This is a genomic window from Microcoleus sp. EPA2, assembly GCA_020882975.1.
GTDB lineage: Bacteria > Cyanobacteriota > Cyanobacteriia > Cyanobacteriales > Microcoleaceae > Microcoleus.
In genome coordinates, this window is the sequence record JAHRFD010000043.1 from 19418 (window position 1) to 34479 (window position 15062).

General features: G+C 46.4%; 9 protein-coding genes and 1 pseudogene. 6 read left to right on the forward strand and 4 right to left on the reverse strand.

All coding sequences use genetic code 11. From position 1 onward, the window contains the following. Positions 1-28 precede the first annotated feature (28 nt). The 6 genes from AAFP14_RS24385 (at position 29) to AAFP14_RS24410 (ending at position 11616) form a co-directional block, all read left to right on the forward strand. Positions 29-5842 (forward strand): HAMP domain-containing protein, encoded by a 5814-nt coding sequence (locus AAFP14_RS24385; RefSeq protein WP_341734773.1) that lies wholly within the window; start codon positions 29-31, stop codon positions 5840-5842. A 227-nt stretch (positions 5843-6069) separates the two neighbouring features. Next, positions 6070-6897, forward strand: a complete 828-nt coding sequence (locus tag AAFP14_RS24390; protein WP_341734774.1) for a CheR family methyltransferase — start codon at positions 6070-6072, stop codon at positions 6895-6897. Then, positions 6851-7576: a chemotaxis protein CheB gene (locus AAFP14_RS24395; protein ID WP_341734775.1), complete on the forward strand. Its 726-nt coding sequence runs from the start codon at positions 6851-6853 to the stop codon at positions 7574-7576. Before AAFP14_RS24390 ends, AAFP14_RS24395 begins: the two co-directional genes overlap by 47 nt. Positions 7577-7585: 9 nt before the next feature. Beyond that, positions 7586-9676, forward strand: coding sequence for a hybrid sensor histidine kinase/response regulator (locus AAFP14_RS24400; protein WP_341734776.1), 2091 nt, complete (start codon positions 7586-7588; stop codon positions 9674-9676). Between the two features lie 129 nt (positions 9677-9805). Continuing rightward, positions 9806-10633, forward strand: coding sequence for a type I methionyl aminopeptidase (gene map, locus AAFP14_RS24405; RefSeq protein WP_341734777.1), 828 nt, complete (start codon positions 9806-9808; stop codon positions 10631-10633). A 290-nt stretch (positions 10634-10923) separates the two neighbouring features. Further along, positions 10924-11616, forward strand: a complete 693-nt coding sequence (locus AAFP14_RS24410) for a response regulator transcription factor (RefSeq protein ID WP_341734778.1) — start codon at positions 10924-10926, stop codon at positions 11614-11616. Between the two features lie 288 nt (positions 11617-11904). Here the strand turns inward: AAFP14_RS24410 and AAFP14_RS24415 are convergent, their stop codons facing one another. The 4 genes and pseudogenes from AAFP14_RS24415 to AAFP14_RS24430 form a co-directional block, all read right to left on the reverse strand. Then, positions 11905-12426, reverse strand: coding sequence for a L,D-transpeptidase (locus AAFP14_RS24415; protein WP_341734779.1), 522 nt, complete (start codon positions 12424-12426; stop codon positions 11905-11907). Positions 12427-12485: 59 nt separating this feature from the next. Beyond that, positions 12486-13124: a bifunctional 4-hydroxy-2-oxoglutarate aldolase/2-dehydro-3-deoxy-phosphogluconate aldolase gene (locus tag AAFP14_RS24420; protein ID WP_341734782.1), complete on the reverse strand. Its 639-nt coding sequence runs from the start codon at positions 13122-13124 to the stop codon at positions 12486-12488. Between the two features lie 185 nt (positions 13125-13309). Further along, positions 13310-14689 carry a photosystem II reaction center protein CP43 gene (psbC, locus tag AAFP14_RS24425; protein WP_341734780.1) on the reverse strand — a complete coding sequence of 460 codons (1380 nt, stop codon included), beginning with the start codon at positions 14687-14689 and terminating at the stop codon, positions 13310-13312. 152 nt (positions 14690-14841) lie between these two features. Then, positions 14842-15062 (reverse strand): annotated as a pseudogene (locus tag AAFP14_RS24430) (photosystem II D2 protein (photosystem q(a) protein)); the annotation flags it as partial.

A 15062-nucleotide genomic window follows, 5' to 3' on the forward strand; every position in this document is an offset into this window, starting at 1 on the left:
CCATTACAAATCACCAAAGGAAAAGGTAATGACAACGGTACAGAACACACAGGAAAGTCCCAATAAAATTTATGCCAAACAACTACTGAGAACCCTCGTAGCTGTCAAAAAAGGAGACTTTTCAGTTCGGATGCCCATAGACCAGACTGGCCTGGGAGGGAAAATTGCCGATACTCTCAACGATATTATCGAACTCAATCAGAGAATGGCAGCCGAACTCGATCGCATCAGTACAGTTGTCGGCAAAGAAGGTAAAATCTCCCAGCGGGCCACCATCGGCAACGCCGAGGGTTCGTGGTCAGCTAGCGTTGATTCTGTCAATACCCTAATCACAGATTTAGTCCAACCCACCTCCGAAACCGCCAGAGTAATTCGCGCCGTCGCCAAGGGAGACTTATCCCAAACCATTGCCTTAGAAATAGAAGACAGACCCCTCAAAGGAGAATTCCTCCAAACTGCTCAAATTGTTAACACAATGGTAGACCAGTTGAGTTCCTTCGCTTCGGAAGTAACGCGGGTGGCGCGAGAAGTGGGAACCGAAGGCAAATTAGGCGTGCAAGCCCAAGTGGAGGGAGTAGCAGGAACTTGGAAAGATTTAACCGATTCCGTTAACTCCATGGCCGGGAATTTGACCGCCCAAGTTCGCAACATTGCGGAGGTGACAACGGCGGTGGCTAATGGCGATTTATCTAAGAAAATTACTGTTGATGTTAAAGGCGAAATTCTGGAACTGAAAAACACGATTAACATCATGGTAGACCAGTTGAGTTCCTTTGCTTCGGAAGTAACGCGGGTGGCGCGGGAAGTGGGAACCGAAGGTAAATTAGGCGTGCAAGCCCAAGTGCAGGGAGTAGCAGGAACTTGGAAAGATTTAACCGATTCAGTTAACTCCATGGCGGGAAATTTAACAGCCCAAGTTCGCAACATTGCCGAGGTGACAACGGCGGTGGCTAATGGCGATTTATCTAAGAAAATTACTGTTGATGTGAAAGGGGAAATTCTGGAACTGAAAAACACGATTAATATCATGGTTGATCAGTTAAATTCCTTCGCCTCAGAAGTCACGCGGGTGGCGAGAGAAGTCGGTTCCGAAGGCAAACTGGGCGGCCAAGCAGAAGTGAAGGGAGTGGCGGGAACTTGGAAAGATTTGACAGATAGTGTTAACTTTATGGCGGGCAGTTTGACGGCCCAAGTTCGTAACATTGCGGAAGTGACAACGGCCGTGGCAAATGGTGATTTATCTAAGAAAATTACCGTAGATGTCAAAGGCGAAATTCTGGAGTTAAAAAACACTGTCAACACGATGGTTGACCAATTAAATTCCTTTGCTTCGGAAGTAACGCGGGTGGCGCGGGAAGTAGGAACGGAAGGTAAATTAGGCGTGCAGGCTCAAGTGCAGGGAGTAGCAGGAACTTGGAAGGATTTAACCGATTCTGTTAACTCGATGGCGGGAAATTTGACCGCCCAAGTTCGCAACATTGCGGAAGTGACAACGGCCGTGGCTAATGGCGATTTATCTAAAAAAATTACAGTTCAAGTTAAAGGCGAAATTTTAGAACTAAAAAATACGATTAACGTGATGGTGGATCAGCTTAATTCCTTCGCCTCAGAAGTCACGCGGGTAGCTAGGGAAGTGGGTTCCGAAGGCAAACTGGGTGGTCAAGCAGATGTCCGAGGCGTAGCAGGAACTTGGAAGGATTTAACCGATTCAGTTAATTTTATGGCGGGCAGTTTGACCGCCCAAGTACGGAATATTGCGGCTGTGACTACGGCGGTGGCTAATGGCGATTTATCTAAGAAAATTACTGTGGATGTCAAAGGCGAAATTCTGGAGTTAAAAAACACTGTCAACACGATGGTTGACCAGTTAAATTCCTTTGCTTCGGAAGTAACGCGGGTGGCGCGGGAAGTGGGAACCGAAGGTAAATTAGGCGTGCAAGCAGAAGTGCGGGGAGTAGCAGGAACTTGGAAGGATTTAACCGATTCCGTTAACTCCATGGCGGGGAATTTGACCGCCCAAGTTCGCAACATTGCTGAGGTGACAACGGCGGTGGCTAATGGTGATTTATCTAAGAAAATTACTGTTGATGTCAAAGGCGAAATTCTGGAATTGAAAAACACGATTAATATCATGGTGGATCAGTTGAGTTCCTTTGCTTCGGAAGTAACGCGGGTGGCGCGGGAAGTGGGAACAGAAGGTAAATTAGGCGTGCAAGCTTACGTGCGCGGTGTGGGCGGAACTTGGAAAGATTTAACCGATAATGTTAACTTGATGGCGGGGAATTTGACGGCGCAGGTGCGGAATATTGCGGAAGTGACGAAGGCGGTGGCTAATGGTGATTTGTCTAAGAAAATTACGGTGGATGTCAAAGGCGAAATTCTGGAACTGAAAGATACTATTAATGTGATGGTGGATCAGCTTAATTCCTTTGCTTCAGAAGTGACGCGGGTGGCGCGAGAGGTGGGTACTGAAGGGAAATTGGGCGGTCAAGCTGAGGTGAAAGGAGTGGCGGGAACTTGGAAAGATTTAACTGATAATGTTAACTCGATGGCGGGGAATTTGACGGCGCAAGTGCGGGGGATTGCGAAGGTGGTGACGGCGGTGGCGAATGGCGATTTGAAGCGGAAATTGATGCTGGAAGCTAAGGGTGAAATTGCGACTCTCGCAGATACGATTAATGAGATGATCGATACTCTGGCAACCTTTGCGGATCAGGTTACTAGCGTGGCACGAGAGGTGGGAATTGAAGGGAAATTAGGCGGTCAGGCGAAGGTGCCTGGGGCGGCGGGAACCTGGCGGGATTTGACGGATAATGTGAATGAATTGGCTGCTAATTTGACTACTCAGGTAAGGGCGATTGCGGAAGTGGCAATTGCTGTTACTAAAGGCGATTTAACGAGGTCAATTGCCGTTGCTGCTGAAGGAGAAGTCGCTATTCTGAAAGATAACATTAACCAGATGATTGCTAATCTCCGGGAGACAACGCAGAAGAATACCGAGCAAGATTGGCTGAAAACAAACCTGGCTAAGTTTACTCGTATGCTGCAAGGTCAGCGGGATTTAGAAACTGTTTCTAAATTGATTTTATCGGAATTGACACCGCTGGTTTCCGCTCAGCATGGGGTGTTTTTTATGATGGAATCTGTCGAACATGACCCGTTCCTGAAACTGTTAAGTACCTATGCTTACCGGGAACGTAAAAACTTAGGTAATAAATTTAATTTAGGCGAAGGTTTAGTTGGACAGTGCGCCTTGGAAAAAGAGCGAATTTTACTCACAGAAGTCCCGGATAACTATGTGAAAATTAGTTCGGGTTTGGGAGAGTCTACGCCCCTGAATGTGGTGGTTTTACCTGTGCTGTTTGAGGGACAAGTGACGGCGGTGATTGAGTTAGCTTCTTTCCGTCGCTTCAGCGAAATTCACTTGACTTTTCTCGACCAACTCACGGAAAGTATCGCAATTGTTTTAAATACAATTGCGGCGAGTATGCGGACGGAAGAGTTGCTGAAACAGTCGCAGTCTTTAGCGGAAGAGTTGCAATCCCAGCAAAAGGAATTGACGGAAACTAATAAGCGGTTGGAACAGCAAGCCCAATCTTTGCGCGCCTCTGAGGAACTGTTGAAAAATCAGCAAGAAGAGTTGCAGCAGACGAATGAAGAATTAGAAGAAAAAGCGGAATTGCTAGCGCTGCAAAATCAGGAAGTAGAGCAGAAAAATAGCGAAATTGAACAGGCGAGGATGTCGCTGGAAGAAAAAGCGAAGCAGTTGTCTATTACTTCTAAATATAAGTCGGAGTTTTTGGCGAATATGTCTCACGAGTTGCGGACTCCGCTGAATTCTTTGTTGATTTTAGCTCGCTTGCTTTCGGAGAATAGTGAGGGTAATTTGACTGTGAAACAAGTTGAATATACGCGGACTATTTATTCTGCTGGTAACGATTTGTTGGGGCTGATTAATGATATTTTGGATTTGGCTAAGATTGAGTCTGGCACGATGTCGGTGGAAATTGAGCAAGTGTTGTTTACAGACTTGCGAGAGCATTTGGATCGCACTTTCCGCCAAATTGCACAGGATAAAAAGTTGAATTTTCTGATTGAGTTGAGCGCTGGGATTCCGAAAAGTGTTTATACTGATGCTAAGCGGTTGCAACAAGTTTTGAAGAATCTGCTCTCTAATGCGTTTAAGTTTACCGAGCATGGTGATGTGAAATTGGTAGTGGAAGTGGTGCGCTCTGGCTGGAGTTTAGAGATAGAAACTTTAACGAGTTCTGCTACTGTTTTGGCTTTTTCTGTCACGGATACGGGGATTGGGATTTCTCCTGAAAAACACAGGGTGATTTTTGAGGCCTTCCAGCAGGCTGATGGGAGCACTAGCCGCAAATATGGGGGCACTGGTTTGGGTTTGTCGATTAGTAGAGAAATCGCTAATTTGTTAGGGGGAGAAATTAAATTGACGAGTCGCCCTGGTGTGGGGAGTAAGTTCACGCTTTATTTGCCGCAAACTTATCAAGAGTTGGGAAGCGTCCATGAGTTACCATCGGGAACCAGCCAGGAAATAGCACAATTGCGGCCTGCTATGGCTGCTGTGGCGACTGCTTCTTTGCCCTTGCCGATCGCCCCTTATCCATCCCCCATCGTCGCTGACGATCGCGAAAATGTCCAACCAGGCGATCGCCTCCTGTTGATTATCGAGGATGATGTCAACTTCGCTCGCATTCTGTTGGATATGGCGCGGGAACAGGGTTTTAAAGGTGTGGTGGCTTTGCGTAGCGATATCGGTTTGGCGATGGCGCAAGAGTTTAAGCCGACTGCGATTATGCTGGATCTAAATTTGCCTGTGATGGATGGTTGGACTGTACTCGATCGCCTCAAGCATAATCCGAATACGCGCCACATTCCGGTTCATATTGTATCAGTTGAAGAAGGGCGGCAGCGCAGTTTGCAGTTAGGGGCGATCGCCTATTTGCAAAAACCTGTTAGCAGCGAAGCTTTAAGCAAGGCTTTGACTGATATTAAAGGTTTTGTCGAGCGGCGAGTCAAGAATTTGCTAGTGGTGGAAGACGACGAAATACAGCGTTTGAGCATTGTGGATTTAATCGGTAATCACGATGTTTCTACCACGGCGGTGGGAAGCGGTGCAGAAGCCCTAGCAACTTTGCGATCGGGGCATTTTGACTGCATCGTACTCGATTTGGGACTGCCAGATATGACTGGTTTTGAACTGATCGAGCAGATTAAGCAGGATGCTATTTTGAAAAATCTGCCGATTATTATTTATACAGGAAAAGAGTTGACGAGAGCTGAAGAAACTCAACTGAAGCGGATGGCGGAAACGATCATTCTTAAAGATGTGCGATCGCCGGAACGCCTGCTAGATGAAACTGCTTTGTTTTTGCATCGAGTGCAAGCAAATTTGCCAGCACCCAAGCGCCAAATGCTAGAGCAATTGTATCAAACAGATTCGACGCTCGCGGGCAAAAAAGTCTTGATTGTAGACGACGATATGCGAAATATTTTCGCACTGACAAGTATGTTGGAGCGCCATCAAATGCAAATTGTCTATGCTGAAAACGGCAGGGATGGAATTGCGATGTTGCAAAATACGCCGGACATCAATATTGTGTTGATGGATGTGATGATGCCAGAGATGGACGGTTACGAGACAATGCAAGCAATTCGCAATTTGCCTCAGTTCACTTCGCTACCGATGATTGCTCTGACTGCGAAAGCGATGAAGGGCGATCGGGAAAAATGTATCGAAGCTGGAGCCTCTGACTACATTACCAAACCTGTGGATACGGAACAGTTGCTCTCGCTGCTGCGTGTTTGGCTTTATCGATAATGGAAGAAGTCATTAGTCATTAGTCATTGGTCATTAGTTAGTAGTCAGTTGTCAGTTGTCAGTTGGCAGTTGTCAGTTGGCAGTTGTCAGTAGTCATTTGTTAATCGTTTGCTGTGGCTAATAACAAATAACCAATAACATTAATCAACAGTCAACAGTCAACAATGCCCCATGCCCCATGCCCCATGCCCCATGCCCAATTCCCAATTCCCAATTTCCAATTAAAAATGCCCGAAAGCCATGAACTGGAAACAATCGAAATTCAACTCTTTCTAGAAGGGATATTTCGTTATTACGGATTTGATTTTCGCAATTATGCTCTTGCCTCTCTCAAGCGTCGCATTTGGAAAACTATTCAATCGGAACGCCTGACTACTGTCTCTGGACTTCAAGAAAAGATACTGCACAATCCGGCTTACCTAGAACGTTTTCTGCTGGGGGTTTCGGTGAATGTTACCACGATGTTTCGCGATCCGAGCTTTTACATTAGTTTCCGAAATAAAGTGGTGCCACTGCTGCGTACTTATCCTTTTATTCGGATTTGGCACGCTGGATGTTCTACAGGAGAAGAAGTCTATTCTATGGCAATTTTACTGCAAGAAGAAGGACTTTATGACCGCTGTCGGATTTATGCAACTGACATGAATGAAGTTGTTTTAAAACAAGCAAAGACAGGCATATTTTCGCTAAAAAAAATGCAAGAATATACGCAATTATACCACCAAGCAGGAGGTAAAAAAGCCTTTTCTGAATATTACACGGCAGCCTATGATAATGCTCTGTTTCGCTCTTCTATAAAAGATAATATTGTCTTTGCTCACCACAACTTAGCCACGGATAATTCTTTTAATGAATTCAATGTTATTTTGTGCCGAAATGTGATGATTTATTTCAATTCATACCTCCAGGAAAGAGTACATAAGCTTTTTCATGAAAGCCTGGGAATGTTTGGGGTTTTAGGACTAGGACATCAGGAGTCTCTGCATTTTACACCTTATGAAAAACACTATGAAACAATTGAAAGTAGTGATAAACTCTACCGCAGAGTTAAATAAAAAGAATTTTGAAATAGTGGTTGTGGGCACGTCTTTGGGAGGGCTAGATGCTCTGAGTGTGTTGCTGGCAGATTTGCCACCAAGCTTTCCTTTGCCTGTAGTTATTGTCCAACACCGCCATAAGCATTCTCAGAATCGACTGAGTGATTTTTTACAGCAGCAAAGTTCTCTCCAAATCACAGAAGTCGAAGATAAAGAGCCGATCGCGCCAGGACGGGTTTATTTGGCTCCTGCTGACTATCACTTGCTAATAGAATCACCCCGTCAGTGGTACAAAAGCGTGCCTGAAAATTACTTTACAGAATCGCCAAGGGCGAATGTTGAGCCAGTCTACAATTCAAAATTCCCCCTACTGTGTCGCGGAAGTTTTACCTTTGCACTATCAACAGAGGCTCCTGTCTGTTACGCGCGGCCTTCCATCGATGTGCTGTTTGAGTCTGCTGCTGATGCCTTTGGGGAGAAAGTTATCGGCATCATTTTAACAGGAGCTAACTCTGATGGTAGTGAAGGGCTGGGAAAAATTAAAGCTGAAGGAGGATTGACATTTGTACAGGAACCCGATAGCGCTCAATGCGGGATTATGCCGACTGCCGCGATCGCAAATGTTGAAGTAGACTGGATTTTACCCCTGTCTCAAATCGCTCCGTGTTTAGTCAACTTGCTAACCATTAAAGTTTAAAAAAAAATTATGGATGTGCAGCCCTCCGATCGAGTAAATGTGCTTCTAGTTGATGACCGCCCAGAAAATTTGATGGCTCTGGAAGCTATTTTGAACAAGTCATCTTACAATTTAGTCACCGCCAATTCGGGTTCCGAAGCTCTCAGGTGTCTGCTGAATGAAGATTTTGCGGTGATTTTACTGGACGTACAAATGCCCGGAATGGATGGATTTGAGACGGCAACATTGATTCGCTCTAGAGATCGATCGCGTTCGACTCCGATTATTTTTGTCACAGCCTTCAGCAGTAACGACACCCATGTGTTTAAAGGTTATTCTCTGGGAGCTGTGGATTACTTATTCAAACCCTTGAAACCGGAAATATTAACCTCGAAGGTGCAGGTATTTGTGGAATTGTTCCAAAAAACAGTCGAGGTGAAGCGGCAAGCAACAGAGTTAGCTGCTGTTAATCATGAACTCAGGAAAAGTGAAGAGCGGTTTCGCATTTTGTGTGCTTGTTCGCCACTCGGAATTTATTTAGCTGATGTTTCAGGTCGCTGTACATACATGAATCCCCGCTGTCAAGAAATTTCGGGGTTAAAGTTGGAGGAAGATTTGGCGTTGGCTTGGGGGCGGGTAGTTCATCCAGACGATCGCGATCGTGTAGTGGCACATTGGTCAGCATGGCTTCAACAAGGGCAGGAATATTCTAACGAGTTTCGATTAGCTATTGGCGAAACAGTGCGTTGGATTAACGTGCAGTCATCGCCGATGTTTTCGGATTTGGGAACACCCATCGGTCACGTTGGTACGGTGAGAGATGTCACTAGCCGCAAGCAAGCAGAGGAAGAGCGGGGGAGACTAATTCACGAGCAGGTGGCGCGTCAGGAAGCTGAAAGAGCTAACCAGATGAAGGATGAATTTCTCGCGATTCTTTCTCACGAACTCCGTACTCCTTTAAATTCAATTCTCGGCTGGTCTAAGCTGCTGCGGACTAGAGAATTTGACCAAGAAACTATTGAGAAAGCCCTAGAAACAATTGAGCGTAATGCAAAATCTCAAGCGCAACTCATTGAAGATATTTTGGATGTTTCGCGGATTCTGCGGGGCAAACTAAATCTCAATTTCCATCGGATTAATTTGGAATCTATCATTCAGATGGCAATTGATTCTTTGCAACCGCTGGCCCAGGACAAATCAATAGTCATAGAAGTCGCTTGCAGTCCAGATGTCGGTGAAGCGATGGGCGATCCGGCTCGGTTGCAGCAAATAGTCTGGAATTTGCTGTCAAATGCCATTAAGTTTACTCCCGAAGCCGGTAAGGTACAGGTGCGCTTGGAGTCCCTTGGGGACTGGGCACAAATTCAGATAATTGATAGTGGCATTGGTATAGCTCCTGATTTTCTCCCTTATGTTTTCGATCGCTTCCGCCAAGCTGATAGCAGCACAACTAGATCTTACGGGGGTTTGGGACTGGGATTGGCGATCGTCCGTCACTTGGCCCAACTGCACGGCGGTAAAGTGGTGGCAGAGAATCATCCCGGCGGGGGTGCGAAATTTACGGTTTCTCTGCCAGTTGTTGAGCTCCAGGGCCAAGAAGCAGGGCTGGGTTTGTTCGAGTTCCCTGACGCGGCACAAGCCCAGCCACATCTGATGAATTTGCAATTGCTGGTGGTGGATGATGACGATGACTCGCGGGAGTTTTTGATTGCTTTACTCGAAGATGAAGGAGCTATGGTGCGATCGGCGACATCGGTGGCGGAGGCTCTAGCTGCACTGGAGACTTTTTGGCCGGATGTGCTGCTGAGCGACATTGGAATGCCCGGAGCAGACGGCTATCAATTGATCGCGCGGGTGAGAGAAATGGAAGCGATCGGGGGTGGAAATATGCCTGCGATCGCCCTGACTGCCTACGCCAGAGAGGAAGAGCGCCAACAAGCCCTGAAAGCTGGTTTCCAAATGCACTTATCTAAACCGGTGGAAATCAATCAATTAATTGACGGAATTGTTAACCTCGCAGGAAGGCTCGGAAATGATGTTGAGAGGCACTCCGCGGTTGAAACCGCTGTTTTGACCCCCAATCCCCTGCCAATTATTGAGAAAAATATTAAGCTAGTTTAGAGCACGAGCGATCGTGTTTTTCCATCTCACAGGTCAGCAACTGGAAACGATTTCAATCCTTGTCCATATTTGGTACAATTTAGTTTGCAACTCTGAGAGTGTCAAAGTAGAAAATTACTCGATTAATACATGAATATTTTTAGCAGTCTCCTTTCTAGCCCAACTCAACAACCCCAAGTCAAAAAACAGCGCCGAGGCATTGAAATTAAATCGGAACGCGAAATCGAAATTATGCGGCAAGCAGCCAAAATTGTGGCTACTGTCCTCAAGGAAATTTCCCAAATGGTGCAGCCGGGAATGACTACGGCGGATTTAGATGCTTATGCGGAAAAACGCATTCGTTCTATGGGTGCAACTCCGAGTTTTAAAGGCTATCACGGCTTCACAGGCTCGATTTGCTCTAGTATTAATAATGAAGTAGTTCACGGTATTCCTAGTAAGAAAAAAGTGATTCGGGCCGGAGATGTTCTCAAAGTGGATACGGGAGCGTATTATCAAGGTTTTCACGGCGATTCTTGTATTACAATTCCCGTGGTGGAGGTGACACCGGAATCGGCTAAGTTAATTAGAGTTGCTGAAGAGGCTCTCTATAAAGGCATTGAACAGGTAAGGGCTGGTGCTTATTTGCTCGATCTCGCTGGTGCGATCGAAGATCATGTTAAAAGTAATGGTTTTAGCATCGTTGAGGAGTTTACAGGCCACGGCGTGGGGCGCAATTTGCACGAGGAACCGTCGGTTTTCAATTTCCGTACTCGCGAAATGCCGAATGTAAAATTGCGAGCGGGTATGACATTAGCGATCGAACCTATTTTGAATGCGGGTTCTAAGTATACTCGGACACTCGCTGATAAATGGACTGCTGTCACGGTGGACAATGCTATGTCTGCTCAATTTGAGCATACTGTGTTAGTGACAGAAACCGGCTATGAAATTTTAACCGATCGCTCTAAAGTTTAAAGAATTTGGAGTTTTGACCTCAAGTTTTGATGGTCGAGATTGGTTTACTCTTCGACTTATACCATTTTTCTTTCATATGTGCTATTGATGAAGTCTTAGCCCCCCCTTAGTAAGGGGGGGTTGGGGGGGTAATATTAGCAGTCCTTGGGCAGCACAGATACCAACCGCCGCGGAGTCGAAGAGTCCTTGGGACACCCAAATTACAATATTCAAGTTGATTAGTCAAGATAATAATAGTTAAATTTGGCAAAATTTTAAGATAATAGTAATAAAGGACAAAGGTAACAGAAATGTCAGCACGATTATTACTGGTAGATGATGAACCGGGCTTGCGGGAAGCAGTACAAGCTTATTTAGAAGATAGTAATTTTGTGGTTGAGGTTGCCAGTAATGCTCGCGACGGCTGGGAAATCTTGCAAAAGCAAAATCCTGATTTGCTCATTTCCGACATTATGATGCCCCAGGTGGACGGCTATCAGTTTCTCAAACAAGTGCGGGAAGATCCTCGCTATAAGGCTTTACCCGTAGTGTTTTTGACGGCTAAGGGCATGACGAGCGATCGTATTCAAGGCTATACAGCAGGTTGCGATGCCTATCTTTCTAAGCCCTTCGATCCCGATGAATTAGTGGCCATTGTCACCAATTTGCTGGCTCGTCGCGCGGCGGCTAAGGAGATGAATGAGAATGGGGAAAATCCCGATATTGCAGCTTTGGCCAATCAGATGGCGAGAATTGAGTCTTTGCTGAGTGGAAGGAGTTCGATACCCCAAAGTCCTTCCCTGATTAAAATAGATTTAACTCCGCGAGAACAAAGTGTTTTAGACTTAGTTGCCCAAGGTTTGATGAATAAAGAAATTGCCCGCCGCTTAGAAACTAGCGTGCGTAATGTGGAAAAATATGTCAGTCGTTTGTTTAGCAAAACAGGTACTAACAGTCGCACAGAGTTAGTTCGTTACGCCCTCGAACACGGTTTAACCAAGTAGGAATAACTGGGCTGATACCAAGTAAATTTTTAACCCTCTGGCTGCCACAGGGCTATTTCATTCCCCCCAAGGCAGGGCTGTTTCATTCTCACCAAAAAAAGGGTTTTGTAGGGGTAGCGCCAAGAGTGCCTACCCCTGCCACCAACGATCCAATGCGCGTTTGGGGCTGACCGGGCCGGCACTCTTGGCACGGCCCCTACAGAGAATGAAACCGCCCTGCTCCCCAAGGGGGCAGGGGGGGTAGCCCAATATCCAATACCCAATACCCGATTCCCAATCCCCAAAGCCCTAAATTTCCGATTTGTGTACCACCACAGGAGTTCCCACCGATGCCCAATCGAAGAGCCATTTAGCGTGATTTACCGCCACATTGGTACAACCATGAGTCACAGGATTGCCAAACAAATTGTGCCAATAAGCGCCGTGGATTGCCATCCCACCATCGTAATACATTGTATAAGGAACATCGGGGACATCGTAGTCCGGCCCAGTCATCCTAGCAACCCGATATTTGGTTTGAATTGCAAACGTTCCCGTGCGTGTCGGAGTCGATGATTTGCCACTGGAAATATTGACAGCATAAACTGATTTATTTCCTTCCCAAGCTATGAGCTTTTGTCTTGATATATCGATTTCAATCCAGCGTTGACTAGATTGTTGCAACTCCATAATTCGATAGGCAATGGTGTTGTGCTTTTCGCCTGCAATTACAGCAGTTGACACACCACAAAAAGCTGCAATTGTCAAGACAAAGCCAGCAGCTAAAGTTCCAACGCGGTGGAAGTAAGTTGAGTTTATATTGTTTTTCATTTCTCACACCTCAGCTCATTTGAAAATTCAAATTTGAGATTTTAGATTAGGAAACAGCATTAGGAGGTTGTTAAGTTTTGGGTGAGAGTGCGAGCAATTTCGGCGATCGCCTCCCAATGGCCATTAGCCACCAAATCTTTGGGAAATAAGTCTCCAGCTAAACCAACGGCGATCGCCCCAGCATCAATAAATACCTTCGCATTATCCAGCGTCACCCCACCCGTCGGAATCAAAGGAATCTCACCGAGCGGGCCTTGCAGAGCTTTCAGGTAAGCCGCACCTCCCAAACTCGATATCGGAAACACCTTAACGCAAGTAGCGCCCGCTTGCCACGCCGTCACAATTTCCGTCGGAGAGAAAGCACCAGGGACGATCGGCACTCCGGCATCAACTGCTGCTTTAATCATAGCTACATCAGTGTGAGGAGTAAACAGGAATTGAGCGCCACAAGCTATAGCTTCCTGCAACTGTTCTAAATTCAATAATGTGCCAGTACCAATACTAAACTCCGGCAATTCCCAGCGGAGTTGAGAAATTAACTCACCCGATTTTTCAGTATTCCAAGTAATTTCAATAAACTCAATTCCCCCTTTAGCTACAGCTTGTGCCATCTGCCAAGCCATTTCCCGATCGTCCGAACGAATAACTGCGATCGCCCGACGTGTTTTTAGTAAACTCAACCAAGTTAGGCGCTCCATATCAAATCCCTTGATATCGGAATTATTCATCTCTCCTTCTCTGCCTCTGCGGTCTCTGCGGTCTCTGCGGTTAAATAATTCCGAAACCATATCATTGTATTACCAGATCTCAACAAAAAGGCTCCTGCGATTAAACAGGAGCCTTTTAATGATTAGACAATCAAATCAGCAATAAATGCGATCGATTAATCCAAATCAGGCATCGAAAGAACCGCTTCCGTCTCACGATTGATACCCTTCTCAAAGCCAGCGACAGCCGCACGAGCGCGACCCGCGTGCCACAAGTGGCCGACCAAGAAGAAGAAACCCATCACAAAGTGGAAACAGGCCAACCAAGAACGAGGAGAAGTGAAGTTAAACGAGTTAACTTCAGTCGCCACACCACCCACAGAGTTCAAAGAACCCAAAGGAGCGTGAGTCATGTACTCAGCAGCACGGCGTGCTTGCCAAGGCTGAATGTCATTCTTAATTTTGTTCAAGTCCAAACCGTTAGTACCACGCAAAGGTTCTAACCAAGGGCCTTGGAAATCCCAGAAACGCATGGTTTCACCGCCGAAAATGATTTCGCCAGTAGGAGAGCGCATCAGGTATTTACCCAAACCAGTCGGGCCTTGTGCAGAACCGACGTTAGCACCCAAGCGTTGGTCGCGGATCAAGAAGGTCAAAGCTTGCGCTTGAGAAGCTTCAGGACCAGTCGGGCCGTAGAATTCGCTGGGGTAAGCAGTGTTGTTGAACCAAACAAAACAGCAAGCGATGAAGCCCATCAGGGACAAAGCGCCCAAGCTGTAAGACAAGTAAGCTTCACCAGACCAGATTAAGGCGCGACGAGCCCAGCCGAAAGGCTTGGTCAAAATGTGCCACACACCGCCAGCGATACAAATCAGGCCCAGCCAGATGTGACCGCCGATAATGTCTTCCATGTTGTTGACGCTGACAATCCAGCCTTCGCCACCAAAAGGAGAACGAACCAAGTAGCCAAAAATCACAGCGGGGTTCAGAGTCGGGTTCGTGATAATACGCACGTCACCGCCACCTGGAGCCCAAGTGTCATAGACACCGCCGAAGAACATGGCCTTAGCAACCAGCAGCAAGCAACCGCCACCCAACAAAATCAGGTGATAGCCGATGATATTGGTCATCTGGTTCTTATCTTTCCAGTCGTAGCCGAAGAACGAAGAATATTCTTCGAGAACTTCAGGGCCGCGAACGGCGTGATAAATGCCGCCCAAACCGAGAACAGCAGATGAAATCAAGTGGAGAACACCAACTACGAAGAACGGGAAGATGTCTGTAACTTCACCGCCGGGGCCGACGCCCCAACCCAAAGTAGCGACGTGAGGCATCAAGATTAAGCCTTGTTCGTACATGGGCTTTTCTGGAATAAAGTGAGCGACTTCAAACAAAGTCATTGCTCCAGCCCAGAAAACGATCAAGCCGGCGTGAGCGACGTGGGCGCCGAGCAGTTTACCGGAAAGATTGATTAAACGAGCGTTGCCAGACCACCAAGCGAACCCGGAGGACTCTTGGTCGCGACCGCTTGCATAAGAATTAGAGAGCGTTACCACGCGGTAGAACCTCCATCAATTTGGGATTTTTGATTGCGAATTTCAGGTTTTTTTGTTACCGGAGCGGTTACGGGGACGCAGCCCCTCCGCCTGGGAACTAGGATTTGGATATCAGTATTTAAAGATTTATCTGAAATCCAAATCCTGATTTATTAAAGTGCGTTACCACGAGGCAGAACTTCTTCTGGGAAGATGAAGTTTTCGTGTGGTTGGTCGGTTGGAGCCATCCAAGCACGAATACCTTCATTCAACAGAATATTCTTAGTGTAGAACGTTTCAAACTCAGGATCTTCTGCTGCGCGCAATTCTTGGGATACAAAGTCATAGGCCCGCAGGTTTAATGCTAAACCAACGATACCCAAAGAGCTCATCC